Raw genomic sequence first — 17,546 nt, forward strand, 5'->3', positions numbered from 1 at the left:
GCTCAGTGCGTCTTGGACCGCCTGCCCCGGGGCCCGGCGGCCAGTCGGCGTTTCACCTCGGGCCACTCGAAGGCCAGCACGCTGAAGCAGACGGCGTCACGGCGCCGTCCGCCCGGTGCCGGCTCGTAACTGCGCAGCACCCCTTCCTCGGTGGCGCCGATGTCCCTCAGCTCCCGGCGGGCCCGCAGATCGAGGACGTCCGTGCGGAACCCGGCGCGCTGGGCCCGCAGTCCCTCGAAGGCATGCTCCAGCAGGAGGTACGTGGCCCAGTGGCCGACGTCGGTGCCGGGGCCGGCGGTGGCGGGCCAGGGCCGGCCGATCTCGACGCGTCCGTCGGCTTCCGCGAGGTCGTCGAAGCTCACCGTGCCGGCGCTGCGGCCGGAGGTCCTGTCGGCGATGTGGAACACCGCGCTCCGGCCCGCCCGCTGTCCGGCGAGGAGGCCGGCGAAGACACGCTCGAACTCCTCCTCCTCGGCGATCCGCCGGAGGGCTTCGCGATCGTCGGCGACGAGCGGGCGCAGCAGGACATGCTCGTTCTCCAGCTCGGCCCGGGCGAGGGTGTGCCACCCCATGGTCAGGCCACCTCGGTGCCGGTCTCGATGCGCAGCCGGGTCAGCGCGGCGCGGGCGCGGTCGTGGGCTCCGCGTCCGGTCCGGCCGACGGCGATGGCGTGGGCGTGGCGGGCGGTGTTGTTGGGCAGCGGCCTGCTGTGGTCGCCCTCGGTCACGTACACGCTGACGTCGGTGACGCCCTCGACGCGCCGGGCGAGATCGGCTCCCCGCACGCGCAGGACGTCTCCGGGTGCGGCCGGGAGGAAGGCGATGGCGGCGGCCTGCCGGACGGCGAGCGGGGGCGGGGTCCAGGGTCCGACATGCATGCGGACCAGTTCCTCGCAGAGGTCGACTCCGGTGGACAGGGCCACGAGGTGGGTGATGCGGTCGCCCGCCGGACGGCAGTTGATCTCGATCAGCCGGGGTCCGTCGGCCGCCATCCGCAGCTCGACATGCGCGACTCCCATGTCGAACCCCACGGCCCGCAGCGCGTCGGTGGCGACGCGGGCACAGCACTCGGCGAGGACGCCGTCCAGGTCCGCCGGCACCTGGTGGCCGACCTCCAGGAAGTAGGGCGGCGGGCTCAGTTCCTTCCGGGTCAGCGCGACGACGGTGGGGGTGCCGCCGTACACCAGGACCTCGACGCTCACCTCGGGTCCGTCGATGTACTCCTCCACCAGGGCGGCGGGGATCTTGCGCTGGCCCCGCTCGTTGTGGGTGTCGGCGAGGATGGTGCGGACGTGTTCGGCGGCCTCCGCGGCGGTCGAGCACAGCCGGACCCCGTTGCTGCCGGCGTCGTCGAGCGGCTTGACGACGCACGGGTAGGGAAGCGTCCACCGGGCCACCTCCTCCGGCGCGGTCACCCGGGCGAAGCCCGGAACGGGCACCCCCGCCCGCGAACACAGGGTCCGCGTGAGGGACTTGTCGCGGGCCGCTCGTACACCGTCCGGTGACGGGCCCGGCAGCCCCAGTGTGCGGCTCGCCTCGGCGGCGCAGATCATGTGCCACTCACCGACGGCCAGGAGGGCGTCGACCGGCCGGCCGAGCTCGCGGACCGCGGCGACGACGGCATCGGGATCGTTGGTGTCGCAGGTCACTACGTCGTCCAGCCACGCCGGGTCGAGCTTCTCGTGGCCGGGCGCCAGATAGAGGTCCAGGTCCCGGGTCAGAAAGGTCACGCGATGGCCGGCGGCACGGGCGGCGGCCATCGCCTCGTACCCGCTGCCGGTCAGATTGCTCTCCAGAAACGCGATGTGCTTGTTCATTGTTCGTGGTCAGCCTGTCGGTCGGAAGGCGCGGTGGGGGGCGGGTGCGGCGTCAGCCGAAGGTCCAGCCGAATTCGACGGGCGGCTGCGCCGCCGGCAGTGCGGACCGGGCCTGGTGCTGAACTCCGGCCGCGTATGCGGCGCGGACGGCGGCCAGGGCGAACGAGTCGGCCTCCCACAGCGCCGCGTGCACCAGGCGGACGAGTTCTTCGAGCGCCGGGCGGGCGGCGGCGACCGCCTCCCGGGCGGGCGGGCGGCCCCACGCGGAGTGGCCCTGCCGCAGCCGTCCGAGGACGACCAGGGCGGCGGCCGTGTCGGCGGTGTGCTGGTCGGGCAGTTCCGCGTGGGCGCTCACTTCCTCGAGGAACTCCACCATGAGATCCGTCGGATCCATCGGGCCGGCCGCGCCGGTGGCCGTCGCCGCCATGAGGCTCAGCAGCAGCGCGTACGCCTCCTCGAAGGCGAGCCGCTCGAAGCTCTTGAGCCCCGGAGCCGCCGCGCCGGCACCGGCCAGGGACGCCCGGCGCCAGTGATGGGCGGCGACATGGCCGACGGATCGCCGCAGCGACCGGCCGAGGGCCGACTCGCGCTGCTCGTCGGTGCGTTCCGGTGCGACGGCGCGCAGCCTGTGACGCCGTACGTTGGCGAACAGGGCCACCGGGTACGGCGGTTGGAGGGGGCACAGGTCCCAGTGGCCGGAGTGCGGCACGCCGCCGGCGAGGAGCAGATCCGCCACGGCGACGGGGAGTTGCCGGTCGAGGTGGGTCGCGGCGTCCCCGCCGAGGATGCCGCCCGCCGCCCGGCGGAGATCGTCCAGCAGCACGCTCGCGGCGTCCACCTCGCTCTGGAGGCCGGTTTCGGGAGCGGCGACGAGCAGGCAGAGCGCGGTCCTGGGCTCCGGTGCGTACGGCTCCTCGTCCGCGAGGCCGGCGGCGGCCGGCGCCGGGCCGACGTACACCCAGGGCTGAGTGGTGTCCAGGTCGGATGCTGTCGCACCGGATGGCCACCGTCCTGAACTCACGTACGCCGAAAGCCGTTCGGCGGCCAGACGCGCGGACTGATTTCGCTCGGCGACCGCGCAGCGGTCCAACTCCTGTGCGGCCGAGCGCAGCAGCGGAGCGATCTGCTCGAGGTGTTGCTGGTCGGTGCGGACGGCCGGGGGCAGATCGAGCACCGCGACGGCGTCCAGCAGCGCCCGGGCGTGGAGCAGCCGCTGCCAGGAGTGCGGGAAGTGGGTGCGCAGCAGCGCGTGGGCCGGGTCGAGTCGGGTCAGGTGGAGTCGGGAGTCGGGGTGCCGGCGGAACAGCAGTTGCCGGTGCGTCTGTCGCACGGTGGCCTCCCTGCCTACGGCGTGAGCGCGGGCGGCGGCGGACATGACGGTGTTCATCGTTTCCACCTTCGGTGCGGGCGCGGGGATGACGTCAGCTGGGCCGCGCGAAGGCGGCCTTGAGCGCGGCGACCTGGTCGGCGAGGGCGTGCCGGGTGAGCGCGGCCTGCGGGGCGGCGAGGTCGAATCCGTGGAACGCCCTGGCGAAGCAGTGCAGTTCGACCGGGACGCCGTCGCGCATCATGCGACAGGCGTAGTCGATGCCCTCGTCGCGCAGCGCGTCCACCTCGGCGACCAGCACATACGCCGGTGCGACGCCATGGAAGTCGTCGCACCGGGAGGGTGCGGCGTATTCGTGCGCCGGGCTCGCGCCGCCCAGGTAGTGACTCCACATCAGGGGGCTGTCCTCGATGTCCCAGCCGGAGGCGCGTGGGAACCGCCGGAAGGACTGCGAGGTCAGCCGGTCGTCGAGGGCGGGGTAGAGCAGGAGTTGCAGCGCGATGGGCGGGCCCGAACGGTCGCGGGCCATGAGGGCCAGCCCCGCCGCGAGGTTTCCGCCGGCGCTGCTGCCGCCGATGGCGACGCGCTCGCCGTCCCAGCCGCGGTTCCCGGCCTCCTGTGACACCTGGGTCAAAACGGCGTAACAGTCGTCCAGTGCGGCTGGAAATGGATGTTCAGGTGGCCGTCGATAGTCCACGGACACCACCGCGCAATCGGCGTCGCGGGAGAAGCGGACGCAGCGATCGTGCTCGGTGTCCAGGTCTCCCGCAACAAAAGCACCGCCGTGCATGTAGAGAAGAACAGGAAGCGGCACCGAATGATTCGCGCCATGCGGCGTATAAATTCGGACAGGTATTTTCCGGCCATCGTCGGGCGCAATGATCTCCGCATCATCGACTTCGACTTTTCCCTCTTCGGGGCCGGTCTCACGGAGTGCCCGCGAGAGCGAGACGGCCCGTCTGAAGTTGCGCCGCGCCCGGAGGGGATCGATAAACGAGACAAAGGGCTGTCGTCGTTCCGCCTCGACCAACTCCGCGTCAAGGAGACTGGAAACGTTGTCCATTGAGGTCACACGCGGACTGTACACATACCCTTGCCGAGGGTTGCAAGAGTAATCGATCACACCCCATCCGCCCGACCGGACTTAAGGCAGTATGTCCAATTTTTAGGTTTCACAGCGCATCTAAGCTATTACGATCAGCCGCCATGTGGAATTCGGCCTTCCGTAACCGACATCCATTGACTCGGTGATCGATTGAAGGGTAATTTTCTCCGTCGGTGAGCAATCTGACCGAGCTCGCCCGCATGAACCAACTCTCCGCACTGGCGCGCAGTTCCACATGACGGACTGAGCGTTTCCTGTGTCGCCTGCTCCACTGTCGCAGCACGGCGTCGATTCCTAAATTCCCGGGGGTGGATGAGCCATGCAATCATCTGGAAAACTACTCGTCGACGCACTGCTCGTCGTGGGATTCGGAGTGCAGCATTCCGGCCTCGCGACACTGCGCGTCAAGCGTCTTGTCAAGGCGAAGACCGGGATGGAGGCGCTCGCGTGGCGCTCCGTCGAGTCCCTGGCGAACGTCGTATACATCCTGGCCGCCGCCGCGCTGTGGCAGAGCACGGGTGACGTGGTCTGGGAGCTGTCCGGCACCGCCATGGTCATCATGTACGCACTCGCCGTCGCCTCGTGGCTGTGGTATTGGCAGCTGCACCTGTTCGAGTACGACTGCGGACTGGCCTTCGGCTCCACCACGCTGGTCGCCCAGGCGGCCCGCGCCAAGGGCCCCAAGCTGATCAGCTGGAAGGTCGGAAGCCGGCGCTGGATCCGCTTCCCCGTGCACACGGCATTCTTCGGCATGTTCTTCTGCCTGCCCACCATGACCACCGACCTGCTGGTGCTCGCCGTGGTCGTGAACATCTACAACGTCATCGGCAGCATCCTGTACGACAAGCGCCTCATCGCGCTGGCCGGCGACGCCTACCGTCCCTACCTCGACCTCACCGGTCTGATCTTCCCGCCCGTCTACCGCAACCCCAAGGGCGCCGCCGACCTCCCCATGGCAGCCCCGCAGCACTGGCGCAAGCCCTCGATGCACCTGCCCGGCCTGGTGGTCGGTCTCGCCCTGGGTGGCCTGTACTACGTCCTGATCGGCCCGCACGCCGTCACCCCGCTGGACATGCTCCAGGCCGGCGGCGCCGGTCTGCTGGGTGCCCTGCTCACCGGTCTTCTGCTGGGCGCCGTCCTGAAGCCGAAGGCCGAGGACTGGGGACAGCAGCAGACCGACCTGTCCACCACCGTCGCCCTGAACGCGGCCACCGGCGTGGTCACCTGGGCCGTCATCGGCTGGGTCGACACGGGCCAGGCGCCGTCCTTCGCCGCCTTCCTGCCCCTGTGGTTCACCGTCCAGTACCTCGGACATGTCTTCGCCTTCCTCGCCGGCCGCAAGAAGTGGTCCGCCTCGCTGACCCCGCTCGAGCGCGCCGTGGAGTCCGAGAAGTCCACGCAACCCGTCGGCCGTCCCGCCCCGTCCGCGACCGCGGCGGCCATGGGACAGGCCAACACCGGCTGAAGACGACCATCAGCAAAGGGAGCCCGCACGTGCGTACCGCCAGCCTCGACATACCCCTGCGCAAGACCATCCACCAGTTCCCGTTCTGGCATCGCGACGAGCCCGTCCTCGCCACCGTCCGCATCGACCCGGAGTTCGGCGCGTTGCGCGGTGTCTTCCCCGAAACATGGGAGCACCTGATACGGGCCAAACTCATACTCGACAGCCTGACCGCCCTGGACGTACCCACCGTGACCAGCGGGGACGCCCAGCACCGGGAGCGTGTCTCCGGGTTACTCAACGCGGCGGCGCAGGCGTTGACACGTTTCGCCGACCAGGAGAAGGCCGAGTCCTCGGGCACGGCCGTGCAACACGCCCGTCAGGCGGCCGAGCGCCTGCTCGTCTACGCCGACAGCCGCGAATGGAAGCCGGTGACGCTCACCGAGCCCGTTCCGGGCGAGCCCTGGCTGTACTGCGGGCCCATCGGCACCTGGGCGATGCGCGACGTCGCCGCCCCGATCGCTCTGCTGGTCACCGTGCCCTGCCCCGAGCTGCAGACCGAGGTGGACACGGTCAACGCCCGGATCGACGAGCTGCACCGGGCAGCCGCTCGGGTCCTCGGTGAGGACGTGAAGTCCGTCCAGGACATCCACCCCACCATGCACATCACCGAACTGCTCCTGGCCGGCGGGGAATCGGTCGCGGGGCACAAGAACTTCGCGCACTTCTTCCCGCTCGAAGCGGCCGAATCCAGCGTCCTGGGACCCGAGTTCACGGTGGTCTTCGCCAACGTGCACCGGGAGCGGCTGCGCCGCTGCTCCCTTCCCCTGCTGGAAGGCGTGCAGGGCCAGCCGGCCGAGGAACGACTCGACGAAGTGCTGCGGATGTCGCTGCGCTGGTTCCGCTGCCACGACCTCGGACACTTCTGGCGCCGTTCCTCCGTGCCCGGGGCGGGCGAAGCGCCGCCGGAGATCAGCTACTTCGAGCGTATGACGCTGGAAGAGGCCTACGCCGATGTGCTGGGCCTGCTGACGGCCGACGCGCTGGACCCGCGGCCCATGCTCGGCACGGCGTTCACCGCCGAGCTCGTCCGCTATCTCTCCCGGCGTTACCATCACTTCGCCGACAGCGCGGCGGCCGTCCTCACCCTTGGCTGGATCCAGGAACACGCAAGGGAGTTGACGTTCCCTCAGACCGACGACTTCATCGGCGCCGCCCGCGAGGTCCTCACCGACCTGGCGAACGCGCTGCACAGTGTGCTGTGGGACGGTGACACCTCGGAGATACCCCGGCTGCGCTCGGCGCTGACCAAGGGCGGGGAGTACCGCGACTCGCTCGCACAGCACTTCGACCGCCTGCCGACCGACCTCACTTACAACTTCGGTTAGGAAACATGAACGCACGCACAGTCGTCATCACCGGCGCTTCCTCCGGTATCGGTCTGGCCACGGCCCGGCGCTTCGCGGCGGCCGGTGACCATGTGGTCAACCTCGATCTCAACGAGCCCTCCGAGCAGGACGCGGTGGGCCGCTGGATCAAGACCGATGCCACCGACTGGAACGCCGTCCGGGCCACCGTGGACGCGGTGGTGCAGGAGACCGGCTCCATCGACGTGGTCGTCGCCAACGCGGGCATCAGCCTGCGACGCACGTTCGTGGACATGACGGAGGAGGACATCAGGCGACTGATGGACATCAACGTCATGGGAGTGATGGCGCTGTGGCAGGCCGCGGCGCGCCACATGATCGAGGCGCGCCGCGGTGTACTGCTGGCCACGGCCTCCACCAACGGCTCGGCCGGCTACCCGTACTACGCCGACTACAACGCCTCGAAGGCGGCCGTGCTCGCCCTCTCCCGCAGTCTGGCCCTGGAACTCGCGCCGCATGTGCGCACCGCCTGTGTCAGCCCCGGCTACGTCATGACACCGATGCAGCGGGCCGAGTACACGGACGAGATGTTCGCCGAGGTCAACGCGAAGATCCCGGCGAACCGGCATGCGGATCCGGCGGAGGTGGCCGCGGCCTTCTTCTTCCTGGCTTCCGACGACGCCCGTTTCATCACCGGTCAGCAGCTGATCGTCGACGGTGGTGAGCTGGCCGGCGGGACCGCGTCGGCCCACGGCACCGCATTCGCCTGATCCGAAGCCGCAAGGAAGGAGAACCTCATGACCGTCACCTCCGTCGCCTCCGCCGACGTGAAGGAACTCCCGCTCATCGCCGATGTGCTGGGCGACGCCGTCCAGCACTGTGAGACCGTCGCCCTCGACGGAGGGCTCACCGCGTATGTGGTGAAGGACCCCGGCAAGGCGCTCACCGTCTCCACGCACCACCGCATCTACGAGGCGCTGATCCCCGTCACGACGCAGTCGTTCGGCGCCGACATGACGCCGTACTGGGCCGGGCGCAGCAAGGAGGGCTACCTCGAGCGTCTCGCGGAGTTCGTGCTCATCGGCGACGAGGACGGGGTCTTCGTGGGCTGGACCGGTCACCACCGGCTCCGGTTCGACGAGCACGTGATCATCTACCTGGACTCCACCGGGATGGTCCCGCAGCGCCAGTCCAAGGGGACCATGCGCCGGCTGATGCGGGAGCGGATCGTCCACGACGTCCTTCCGCAGTGCCCCGAGGGTCTGCCGGTCTATCTGACGGCCCGTACCGAGAGCCCCATCTTCTACCGGCTCATGCTCGGCCTGACGGCCGGGGACACGATCTTCCCCGCGCCCGCCACGCCGCTGCCGCCCGGCGTCGAGAAGTGCGGCGTGGACCTCGCCACCTGGCTGGGCCAGCGCGCCATCCTCGAACCCGGCTCGCTGACCCTGCGCAACGCCTACGACACCCTGGACGAGCTGTACGGGGAGCTGCCGACCACCGGCAACCCGGACCTCGACGCCATGTTCCGGGGCACGCTGGGACCGCTGGACGCCTTCCTCGTCGTGGCGCAGGTGCGCTGACCTCGACCCACCCCGAAGCAGGAGAGACATGCGAGCCGTTCTCATCCAGGCCGACGTGGACTACCGGCAGCCGGTGGAACGGCGCGTGGCCCGGGTGCGCGACCAGGTCGTCGCGCACCCGGGCGCCGATCTCGTGGTCCTGCCCGAGCTGTGGCCCACCGGCTATTTCGCCTTCGACGACTACGCGCGCACCGCCGAGCCGCTCGACGGCCCGACCGTGCGGACGCTGAGCGAGGCGGCCCGCACGGCCGGGGTGCTGCTGCACGCCGGAAGCGTGGTGGAACGTGGTCCGGACGGCCGGCTGTTCAACACCAGCCTGCTCTTCGGCCCGGACGGCTCGCTCCTGAACGCCTATCGCAAGTTCCATCTCTTCGGACACCGCTCGCGCGAGACGGCGCTGCTGTCCCCCGGCGACACCCTGCTCGCCCAGGACACCGCAGTCGGCCGGGTCGGCCTGGCCGCCTGCTACGACCTGCGGTTCCCGGAGCTGTTCCGGGTGCTGGCGCAGGACGGCGCCGAGGTGTTCGTCGTCACCGCCGCCTGGCCGGCCGCCCGGATCGCGCACTGGCGGCTGCTGGTGCAGGCCCGGGCGCTGGAGAACCAGGCGTGGGTCCTGGCCTGCAACGCCGCCGGGCAGCAGGGCGAGACCCCGCTCGGCGGCCACAGCATGGCCGTCGACCCCTGGGGGCGGGTCGTCGTCGAGGCGGAGGCCGGTGCCGCTGTCGTGGACGTCAACTTCGACGCCGCCGATGTGGCCCGCGCGCGTGCGGACTTCCCGGCCTTCTCCGACCGGCGTATCGCCGCGGCCGGCGGTGGCGGTGGCGGTGGCCGTCCGGTCCCGCCCGAGAGCCCTGACCGCGCCGGTCACTCCCCCGAGATCACAAAAGCCCGCTCCCGCTGAGGAATCGCCCGTGCCCATCATCGTGCCCCCAGGTCTCGACCCCGAGCTCGTCCGCGTCGCCGAGCTGCAACCCGATCTCGACTACGGCCGCCCCCAGGAATCCCGTGACGCGCTGCGCCGCGCCTACCGGATCTCCAGGGCGCTGCGCGGCCGGAACGCACCGGACGACGGCCTCGAGGTCACGGACCGGGAGATCCCGGCGCGGGCGGGGTCGCCGGACATTCCCGTGCGGATCTACGCCCGCTCCGGCAGCGAAGGGCCGGTGCCGGCGCTGCTGTTCTTCCACGGCGGCGGCTTCGTCACCGGCAACCTCGACACGGAGGACGACCGTTGCCGTGAGTACGCGCGGCGCACCGGTGTCACCGTGATCTCCGTCGACTACCGGCTCGCCCCGGAGCATCCGTTCCCCTGCGCCTTCGAGGACTGCTACGACGCCCTGGTGTGGGTCGCCGGGCATGCCGCGGAACTCGGGATCGACGGCGAGCGGATGGCCGTCGGCGGGACGAGTGCGGGCGGTGCCCTCACGGCGGCCGTCACCTTGGCCTCCCGTGATCTCGGCGGGCCGCCCGTCGTGTACCAGATGCTGCTGTATCCCGTGATCGACCATGCGATGACGAGCCGGTCGATGAAGGAGTTCGAGGCGACTCCGGGGTGGCACGCGCGCAACAACGTCCACATGTGGCGGCACTACCTCGGCACCGACGCGCCGGAGAAGGTGTCCCCGTACGCGGCCCCCGCCGAGGCGGGTGATCTGACGGGGCTGCCTCCGGCCTATCTGATGACCATCGAGTTCGACCCGCTGCGCGACGAGGGCCTCGACTTCGGACGCCGGCTGCTCGCGGCCGGGGTCTCCGTGCAGGTGCACCATCTGCCGGGGACGTTCCACGGTTTCGACGCCGCCGCGCCCCAGTCGGTGGTCGGCCGGCGGGCCCTGGACGAACAGTGCGCGGTGCTGGCCCGCGCCACGGGGGTGAAAGCGGAATGACGCCGGCATACGGACCGGCCATCTATCCGAAAACTGTCTTGCCGGTGCTCCGCCGCCCTGTTAAAAGAGACGTCTTTTCAGCTCAACTCCCTTACCAGATACGGACATTGACAGCTATTCAACGGCTGTGGTGAGGTGTGCGACATGGATAGGAAGAAACTCCTGCTCGTCGGCAGTGGCGGTCAGCCGTTTCGGGAGTACGCCCTCAAGGCGATCAGTGAGCGCGTCGATGTCGTTCTGGTCGAGGGCCGAGAGATCACCTGGCAAACGCCCTATGTCAAGGGATTTCATCGGTTGGATCCGGACGACACCGAAAAGCTTCTCGCGACGGCCCGTGCCGAGGCTCCGGACGGGGTGCTCACCTACGACGAGGCTCTGGTCGAGCCGACCGCGGAACTCGGCCGGGTGCTGGGCGTACCGCACACCGACCCCGCCGCCGTGCGGCGCTGCAAGGACAAGAGCGCGCTGCGCGCCTGTCTCGCCGAGGCCGGACTCGGTCCGGTGCGGTTCGCGGTGGCTCATGACCTCGAGGCCGCCCGCGCCGCGGCCGCCGACATCGGGTATCCGCTGGTGCTCAAGCCGCGGGCCCTGGGCGGAAGCATCGGCGTGGTCCGGGTGGACGACGAGCGCCAACTGATCGACGCCTTCGCCGTCGCGGCCGACGCGAGCGCCTCCGACGGTACGACCTCCCGAATCGCGGGAGTCCTCGTCGAGGAATATCTGGACGGGCCGGAATTCAGCGCGGATTGCGCCACCTGGCAGGGCGTCACCGTTCCCGTGGTCGTGGCCGAAAAGAGTGTCGGATTCGCGCCGTACTTCGAGGAGCTGGGCCATATCGTGCCCGCGGCTCCCCATCCCGGGCTGGACGAGGCCCTCTCTCTCGTAGCCGACGCCCACAAAGCGGCGGGGCTCGACAATCTGGTCACGCACACGGAATTCCGGCTGACCGGTCGCGGGCCGCGCATCATCGAGATCAACGTCCGGCTGGGCGGCGGCCTGATACCGCTGCTGGGCACGCTGGCGCAGGGCACCGATCTCGCCGGAGCGTCGGCGGACATCGCGGTGGGCCGGCAGCCGAGGCTCTCCGGCGACGGCACGGGCGTGGCCACCATCGCCATGCTCTACCCCTCCCAGGACATGCGCGTGGACCGGGTCCGGCTGGCCCGGGACACCGACCAGTACCCCGGCCTCGACCGGTTCGTCACCTTCCTGCCGGCCGGCACCGAGGTGCGGCTGCCGCCCAACGGCTTCCTGTCCAGGGTCGGGTTCGCCGTGGTGAGCGGCGCGGACCGCGAGGAGTGCCTGGACCGTCGCAGCGTCGTGGAGAAGGACGTCCTGATCGAAGGCGAGTTGCTGGGCGCCGTATGAGTACTGGCCAGGAAGCCGACGCGCCTCCCGCGCAGGACAAGCCCAAGTCGATCTTCGCGATCGTGCGGCACGCACCGCGTCCGGTGTGGGTCCTGATCACCGGGGTGTTCCTCAACCGCGCCGGCTCTTTTTTCGCCACCTTCCTCGTGCTCTTCCTGGAGCAACTCGGGTTCACGACGAAGGAGATGCCCGTCATCCTGCTCGCGGTGGGCGTGGCCACCCCGCTCGGCTCCCTGATGGGCGGGTGGGCCTCCGACCGGCTGTCCAGGAAGACCTCCCTCGTCGGATCGACGCTGCTGGCCTCCTGCGGGCTGGGCGTGATCGCCCTGGCACCGAACAAGTCCGTGGCGCTGGCCGGGGTCTTCGGAGCCGCGCTGTTCGCGCAGGCGTATCTCCCGGCCGCTTCCGCGCTGCTCGTCGACCACACCGAGGAACGCGACCGGGTGCCCGTCTTCGCGTTCTTCCGGCTGGCGTTGAACCTCGGCTCCACCCTGGGGCCGCTGATCGCCGCCGCGGTCGCCAAGGACAGCATCCGCCCGCTGTTCCTCATCAGCGCTTGCATGTACGCCCTGTTCAGTCTGCTGCTGATGGTGGGGCTGCCCTCGGTGCGCGGAACCGAGAAGGTACGGGCGCAGGCCAAGGCGGCCGGCGAGGGCATCCCTCTGCGCCTGATCGGGTTCTACCTCTCGATCGTGGCCATCACGGTCGTGTACGTGCAGTACAACTCGACCGTCGCGCTGGCCGTGTCCGGTTCGCACGGCGCCGACGCCTACGCCTATCTCCTCACCCTCAACGGGACTCTGGTCATCCTCTGCGAGATGCCGCTGAGCGGGCTGACCCGCAGGGTGGCGTGGTGGATCCCGGCGCTCGCGGGAACGGTCCTGATGACCGTGGGCATCGTGATCTCGGGGGCGGCCGGACCCTACCCCGCCATCGCGATCGGCGTCGTGATCTGGACCGTGGGCGAGATGCTGTTCTCCCCCGTGGTCAGCAGCGCCACGGCCTCCCTCGCCCCACCCGACCGGGTGGGCCGCTACCAGGGTTACCTCTCCACCGTCCAGGCGGTGGCGTTCGGCCTGGGCCCGGCCATGGGCACCTTCCTATACGGCACCGACGCCCGCACCCTCTGGCTGTGCTGTGCGGGTCTGGGCGCACTTGCGAGCCTCGGGTTCATCGCCGCGGGCCGGGTCGCCCGCAAGCCCGACTGACCCGCTGTCGCCGGGGCACCTGCGAGGCCCGCACCGTATCCGTCACCCCCAGCTTGGAGCAGCAGCAACCGATGGACGCACAACTCGCCGCGACCGGACCCGTGCCGACGGAGGGCCGGCGTGGGCCCGGCATCGTCATCGACTGGCTGGGCCGCGCCCGGACCGGCGGTGTCCATGCCTACCGTCGGGGCCGGACCAGGTTCATCGGCTGGCCCGAGGTGCTCAGCGACGTACAAGCACTGACGCGGCGGCTGGACGACCACGGCATCCGTGCCGGCATGCGGATCGGTCTGCGGGGCCACAACTCCTACGAGTGGCTGGCGTTGGACCTGGCCCTGCTGAACCTGGGTGCCGTGCCGGTCGCCCTCCCGGTCCCCGATTTCAAGGACCGCGACAACGCCGGCATCGCCCAGCAGTACGGCCTGGCCGCGGTGTTCGCCGGGAAGGAGGGACGTACCGCCTCCGACGACCCGTCCGTGGGCGCCCTGGAAACGGTCCTCACCGAGCCGCTCACCGTCAAGCCCCTGGACCCGGCTCCGGCCCCGCAGGGCCGGCGACTGCCCGCCGGTGACGCCGAGGTGTTCACGCTCGCCTTCTCCTCCGGCACGGCGGGCCGCGTCAAGTGCCTGCTGCTCGCCTGGCCCGGGGTCGAGGCCCTCATCGAGGCGCACACGCACGCGTATCCCTTCCGGCGCGACGACCGGATCATGGTCGCTCTGCCGCTGTCCACCTTCCAGCAGCGCTATCTGTGCTACCTGGCGATCCGCAACGACTGCGACGTGGTGCTCACCACCGTCGGCCACTTCGTCGACGCCCTCCCGGCGACCAGGCCGACCATCCTCCTCGGCCCGCCGAACTTCTACGAGTTCGTCGAGAACCGCTACCGCGCCATGGACCCCGCGCGCCGCGCCCGCCTGGCGTCCGTCGCCTCCCTCGCCTCCTTCCTGCCGACCGAGCGGATGCGCCGGCACTGGCGCCGGGGTGTCTACCGGGAACTGCACGACGTCTACGGGGGATCGATGCGCCTGATGCTCGTCGGCTCCGCCCCGGTCCGGGACGGCATGCTCGAGTTCTTCGCCGAGACCGGCTTCGAGCTCTATCAGATCTACGGCATGACGGAGATCGGCTACCTCACCTGGAACCGCGCCGGCGCGAACAAGACGGGCACCGTGGGCCGTGAGGTGTATCCGGGGACGGTGTCCCTGGCCGAGGACGGCGAGGTCGTCGTGCGCCATGACCGGCATCTGTGCGTCGGCTACGAGGGCGAGCCGGCCGAGAGCGTCGCCCAGGTGTTCCGCGGCGACGACACCATCGCCACCGGCGACCTCGGCGGCTTCGACGAGGACGGGCATCTGGTGCTGCGCGGCCGGAAGAAGAACCTGATCATCACGACCGGCGGCCAGAAGGTCCAGGTGGAGGACCTGGAGGAGGAACTGGGCCATGCCCGGGACGTCACCCAGGTCTGCCTGTACCCGCTCGGCGACGGCGGCATGGCCGCGGTCGCCTGGGTCGAGGGCGACGAGGAGGCCGCGGAGAAGTCCCTGCGGACCAGGATCGACCAGCTCAACTCGAAACTGGGGCGGAGCCAGGACGTACGCCGACTGGCGCTGCTGCCGGGCCCGCTCGCCCCCGACAGCCCCTTCCTCAATCGCAATCTGAAGGTCAACCGCGAGGCGGTCCGCGAGGCCACGGCCGAGCTGCTCGTACCGCTCGCCTGAGAAATCCCCGGAATTCTCGACCGAGATTCCATGTCATCACCCGTGCGACAGACAGGACGACATGACCGACACACCGACCCCGGACACCGAGAACGTCACGGCCACCGTGGCCGCTCTGTGGGGCGAGATCCTGAAGCTCGACGACGTACCGCACGATGTCGCTTTCCCCGAACTGGGCGGTGACTCACTGCTCCTGATCTCCCTCCTCACCCGGATCGAGGACGACTTCGACGTCTATCTGGAAGCCGAGGACATCCTCGACGACCTCACCGTCACCGGAATGGCACGGGCGATCAGCAAAGAACGCACGGCGTCCTGACGCGCAGCGCCCCGGGAATTCGCCCCGGGCCCGGTGACAGCCGGGCACCCGCACCTCACCGCCCGTCTTTCTTCAGAAATACAGCAGGAATACAGCCATGACTCAGTCGTACGACGCGACACTCGCGGACTCCCGGCCGCGTCGCCTCTCCGTCAGCATGTCGCCGGAAATCGCGGCACGTTATCCCGAATGCCGGACCGTCTTCCTGCTGGTCCAGGGCATCAAGAACAACGAGCCCTGGCCCGAGACCGAGGAGGCGCTGGCCGCCCTCGAGGCCGAGGTGCGGGAAGGCCGGCGGCAGCTGCCGACGGAGGACGAGCCCGCCATCGCCGCCTGGCACGACCTGCTGCGCAGCTTCAAGACCAATCCCCGGCGGGCCCGGCCCAGCATCGACGCGCTCAGCCGCCGGCTGCGCAAGTCCGGCCGGCTGCCCAGGGTGACGCCGCTGGTGGACACCTGCAACCTGGTCTCCCTCACCTACATGCTGCCCACGGGGGGATTCGACCTCGCGGCCTTCCACACCGGCATCGAGCTGCGTCACGCACGGCCCGACGACGTCTACGTCCCCCTCGGTGAACCGGACAAGACGGAGGCGCCGTCGGAGGGCGAGGTGATCTACGCGGACGGCTCGCAGGTGATGACCCGGCACTGGAACCACCGCGACTCCGACGTCACCAAGGTCCATGAGGCGACGCGGGACGCGGTCCTGCTCCTGGAGGGCGTCTCCTCGGTCATCCCGGCCGAGACGCTGCTGCGCGCCCGCGCCGAACTGGCCGAGCGGGTCGCGCCGCACGCCGAGCGCGTGACCCTCCACGAGATCGATCCCGCCGAGCCGCTGGACCTCGTCTGGGAGCCGACCCGCTGACCACCCCGGGGTGGCCCGGCCTCCACTGCCGGGCCACCCGGAACGAGCCGCCGCCCGGGGTCCGCCCTCAGGCCACCGGCTCCCCCTCCAACGCGCTCTCCACTTCGGCCTGCTCCTCGTCCCCGGGCTCGTCCTCCAACTCGTAGAAGCCGTGGCCGTCGAGGAAGTGGACCGTCCGCAGGTCGCGCAGCAGGATCTCGTCGACGTCGTGCGCCAGCGTCAGCGTCACCGGGTAGCTGGAGTCGTCGACGGTGGGGCCCAGCCGCCCGCCGGGCGCTACCAGCGTGCTGACGCTCTCGACGCTCTCCAGGGACTTCAGCTCGTCCAGGCCCCGGTAGGCGCGCAGCCGGCCCTTCACCGGGGAGACCATGGCGGCCCAGGCGACGCTGCGGCTGAGCACGTAGTCCTCGCCGCACCGGGCGTGGAAGCGCTCGGGGTCGGTGTAGGCGTCGATGCTCCAGCCGACCTGGGACTCACCTGTGGCCCGCTCGGTGAAGCCCGGCAGATCCAGACCGGAGATCCGGGCGCCCATCTCCACCAGGCAGGGTCCGCCCGGGGTCGCCTTGACCTCGATGTGCGCGGGACCGTGCCGGATGCCGAGGGCGTCCAGCACCTGGAAGCCGTACTCCACCACCTGGTCCTGGATCTCTCCGCGGCGCGGCAGCAGATGGCAGGCGACGTTCAGGTCGGGTACGCCGTTGGCGCTGATCCGGTGTGTCTTCCAGATGTCGGTCACATGGTGGCGGCCGTCCCGGCTGACCGTGTTGATCAGGTACTCGGCGCCCACCAGGTACTCCTGGGCGACCACGCCGTCGGACGGCTCGGAGAAGATGTTGCGCCGCCCGGCCAGCGCCCGGAAGGCACGGACCGAGTCGTCCGGAGTCTCGCACCAGGAGACGCCGTCGTTGGCCGCGCTGCGCAGGGGCTTGAGGACGACCCGGCCGCCCACCTTGCTGTGCCAGGCGTGCAGTTGCTCCTCGTCGCGCACCCGGATCTGTTCGGCGCCGCGCAGTCCGCGTGACTTGATGCGCTCGATCATGTCGAACTTGTCCCGCCGCGGCCGGCTCAGGGCGGTGCCGTTGGTCGGCATGCCGAGGGCGGGGGCAAGGGTCTCACTGAGCGAGTCCGCCAGTTCCACGCCGAGTTCACCGGCCGCCATCACGGCGACGGGCTTGAACTCGGCGATCCGGTCCGCCGTCGCCTGTACGTCACCGTGGTGCGTCACATCGACGGCATAGGGATGGGGATCCGGCTTCCCGGCGTACAGCGCGGGAACTTCCGGTGTGCTCTGCACTCTGATTGGCGTGAAACCGGCGGCTGAAAATGCCGCGGCCAACCGCCATGACAGGGCATAGGTGTCAACGAGGGCTATGTGGCGTGGTGTCACGACTGTCCGAGACCTTTCCCTATTCGATTTCAAGATATCGATTCCAGTTGCCCCGTGATGCGCTGTCAAGTCGACTGGTTGGAAGGCTTGATGACACACAGTCAGCCAGCGGGTGACAAAGATTACAGACCGCCCTGCGGCGATGGACTCCCT

Annotated in this window: 16 protein-coding genes; 11 read left to right on the forward strand and 5 right to left on the reverse strand. The window is 69.9% G+C overall.

The genetic code is table 11. From position 1 onward, the window contains the following. Nucleotides 1-2: 2 nt before the first annotated feature. The 4 genes from ACHBTE_RS03085 to ACHBTE_RS03100 are packed head-to-tail and all read right to left on the reverse strand — an operon-like array spanning nt 3 to nt 4,206. Nucleotides 3-572, reverse strand: coding sequence for a GNAT family N-acetyltransferase (locus tag ACHBTE_RS03085; RefSeq protein WP_394721734.1), 570 nt, complete (start codon nt 570-572; stop codon nt 3-5). A 2-nt stretch (nt 573-574) separates the two neighbouring features. After that, on the reverse strand, nt 575-1,816 hold the full coding sequence (locus ACHBTE_RS03090) for an ATP-grasp domain-containing protein (protein WP_394721735.1): 1,242 nt from the start codon (nt 1,814-1,816) through the stop codon (nt 575-577). A gap of 52 nt (nt 1,817-1,868) precedes the next feature. Further along, on the reverse strand, nt 1,869-3,203 hold the full coding sequence (locus ACHBTE_RS03095) for a hypothetical protein (protein ID WP_394721736.1): 1,335 nt from the start codon (nt 3,201-3,203) through the stop codon (nt 1,869-1,871). Nucleotides 3,204-3,237: 34 nt separating this feature from the next. Then, nucleotides 3,238-4,206: an alpha/beta hydrolase gene (locus ACHBTE_RS03100; protein ID WP_394721988.1), complete on the reverse strand. Its 969-nt coding sequence runs from the start codon at nt 4,204-4,206 to the stop codon at nt 3,238-3,240. A gap of 361 nt (nt 4,207-4,567) precedes the next feature. Between ACHBTE_RS03100 and ACHBTE_RS03105 the strand changes: the two genes are divergently transcribed. The 11 genes from ACHBTE_RS03105 to ACHBTE_RS03155 all read left to right on the forward strand — a co-directional run bounded on the left by ACHBTE_RS03105 (nt 4,568) and on the right by ACHBTE_RS03155 (nt 16,006). After that, the gene (locus ACHBTE_RS03105; RefSeq protein WP_394721737.1) at nt 4,568-5,713 is read left to right on the forward strand and encodes a hypothetical protein; all 1,146 of its coding nucleotides are present in this window, start codon (nt 4,568-4,570) and stop codon (nt 5,711-5,713) included. A 29-nt stretch (nt 5,714-5,742) separates the two neighbouring features. Beyond that, nucleotides 5,743-7,080, forward strand: a complete 1,338-nt coding sequence (locus ACHBTE_RS03110; RefSeq protein WP_394721738.1) for a hypothetical protein — start codon at nt 5,743-5,745, stop codon at nt 7,078-7,080. A 5-nt stretch (nt 7,081-7,085) separates the two neighbouring features. Beyond that, nucleotides 7,086-7,829 (forward strand): SDR family NAD(P)-dependent oxidoreductase, encoded by a 744-nt coding sequence (locus ACHBTE_RS03115; protein WP_394721739.1) that lies wholly within the window; start codon nt 7,086-7,088, stop codon nt 7,827-7,829. A 27-nt stretch (nt 7,830-7,856) separates the two neighbouring features. Beyond that, entirely contained in the window at nt 7,857-8,642 is a 786-nt protein-coding gene (locus tag ACHBTE_RS03120) for a hypothetical protein (protein WP_394721740.1), read from the forward strand. Between the two features lie 28 nt (nt 8,643-8,670). Continuing rightward, nucleotides 8,671-9,543, forward strand: a complete 873-nt coding sequence (locus tag ACHBTE_RS03125; RefSeq protein ID WP_394721741.1) for a nitrilase-related carbon-nitrogen hydrolase — start codon at nt 8,671-8,673, stop codon at nt 9,541-9,543. 10 nt (nt 9,544-9,553) lie between these two features. Then, a complete protein-coding gene (locus ACHBTE_RS03130; RefSeq protein WP_394721742.1) occupies nt 9,554-10,528 on the forward strand; it encodes an alpha/beta hydrolase in 975 nt (324 codons plus the stop codon). Nucleotides 10,529-10,672: 144 nt separating this feature from the next. After that, a complete protein-coding gene (locus ACHBTE_RS03135) occupies nt 10,673-11,896 on the forward strand; it encodes an acetyl-CoA carboxylase biotin carboxylase subunit family protein (RefSeq protein ID WP_394721743.1) in 1,224 nt (407 codons plus the stop codon). Beyond that, nucleotides 11,893-13,104 (forward strand): MFS transporter, encoded by a 1,212-nt coding sequence (locus ACHBTE_RS03140; protein ID WP_394721744.1) that lies wholly within the window; start codon nt 11,893-11,895, stop codon nt 13,102-13,104. Before ACHBTE_RS03135 ends, ACHBTE_RS03140 begins: the two co-directional genes overlap by 4 nt. A 71-nt stretch (nt 13,105-13,175) precedes the next feature. Continuing rightward, the gene (locus tag ACHBTE_RS03145; RefSeq protein ID WP_394721745.1) at nt 13,176-14,822 is read left to right on the forward strand and encodes an AMP-binding protein; all 1,647 of its coding nucleotides are present in this window, start codon (nt 13,176-13,178) and stop codon (nt 14,820-14,822) included. A gap of 61 nt (nt 14,823-14,883) precedes the next feature. Further along, on the forward strand, nt 14,884-15,141 hold the full coding sequence (locus tag ACHBTE_RS03150) for an acyl carrier protein (RefSeq protein ID WP_394721746.1): 258 nt from the start codon (nt 14,884-14,886) through the stop codon (nt 15,139-15,141). Nucleotides 15,142-15,238: 97 nt separating this feature from the next. Beyond that, nucleotides 15,239-16,006 carry a B3/4 domain-containing protein gene (locus ACHBTE_RS03155; protein ID WP_394721747.1) on the forward strand — a complete coding sequence of 256 codons (768 nt, stop codon included), beginning with the start codon at nt 15,239-15,241 and terminating at the stop codon, nt 16,004-16,006. 67 nt (nt 16,007-16,073) lie between these two features. Here the strand turns inward: ACHBTE_RS03155 and ACHBTE_RS03160 are convergent, their stop codons facing one another. After that, a complete protein-coding gene (locus ACHBTE_RS03160) occupies nt 16,074-17,300 on the reverse strand; it encodes an ATP-grasp domain-containing protein (RefSeq protein ID WP_394721749.1) in 1,227 nt (408 codons plus the stop codon). Between the last annotated feature and the right edge of the window lie 246 nt (nt 17,301-17,546).

The organism is Streptomyces sp. M41, assembly GCF_043673425.1.
Taxonomy (GTDB): Bacteria; Actinomycetota; Actinomycetes; order Streptomycetales; family Streptomycetaceae; genus Streptomyces.

What these genes read in the sequence shown, in the direction of transcription:
- ACHBTE_RS03135 (WP_394721743.1), top strand. Translation starts at nt 10,673, where the DNA reads ATGGATAGGAAGAAACTCCTGCTCGTCGGCAGTGGCGGTCAGCCGTTT.
- ACHBTE_RS03090 (WP_394721735.1), bottom strand. Translation starts at nt 1,816, where the DNA reads ATGAACAAGCACATCGCGTTTCTGGAGAGCAATCTGACCGGCAGCGGG.
- ACHBTE_RS03115 (WP_394721739.1), top strand. Translation starts at nt 7,086, where the DNA reads ATGAACGCACGCACAGTCGTCATCACCGGCGCTTCCTCCGGTATCGGT.
- ACHBTE_RS03125 (WP_394721741.1), top strand. Translation starts at nt 8,671, where the DNA reads ATGCGAGCCGTTCTCATCCAGGCCGACGTGGACTACCGGCAGCCGGTG.
- ACHBTE_RS03155 (WP_394721747.1), top strand. Translation starts at nt 15,239, where the DNA reads ATGACTCAGTCGTACGACGCGACACTCGCGGACTCCCGGCCGCGTCGC.
- ACHBTE_RS03120 (WP_394721740.1), top strand. Translation starts at nt 7,857, where the DNA reads ATGACCGTCACCTCCGTCGCCTCCGCCGACGTGAAGGAACTCCCGCTC.
- ACHBTE_RS03145 (WP_394721745.1), top strand. Translation starts at nt 13,176, where the DNA reads ATGGACGCACAACTCGCCGCGACCGGACCCGTGCCGACGGAGGGCCGG.
- ACHBTE_RS03140 (WP_394721744.1), top strand. Translation starts at nt 11,893, where the DNA reads ATGAGTACTGGCCAGGAAGCCGACGCGCCTCCCGCGCAGGACAAGCCC.
- ACHBTE_RS03105 (WP_394721737.1), top strand. Translation starts at nt 4,568, where the DNA reads ATGCAATCATCTGGAAAACTACTCGTCGACGCACTGCTCGTCGTGGGA.
- ACHBTE_RS03085 (WP_394721734.1), bottom strand. Translation starts at nt 572, where the DNA reads ATGGGGTGGCACACCCTCGCCCGGGCCGAGCTGGAGAACGAGCATGTC.
- ACHBTE_RS03095 (WP_394721736.1), bottom strand. Translation starts at nt 3,203, where the DNA reads ATGAACACCGTCATGTCCGCCGCCGCCCGCGCTCACGCCGTAGGCAGG.
- ACHBTE_RS03150 (WP_394721746.1), top strand. Translation starts at nt 14,884, where the DNA reads ATGACCGACACACCGACCCCGGACACCGAGAACGTCACGGCCACCGTG.
- ACHBTE_RS03100 (WP_394721988.1), bottom strand. Translation starts at nt 4,206, where the DNA reads ATGGACAACGTTTCCAGTCTCCTTGACGCGGAGTTGGTCGAGGCGGAA.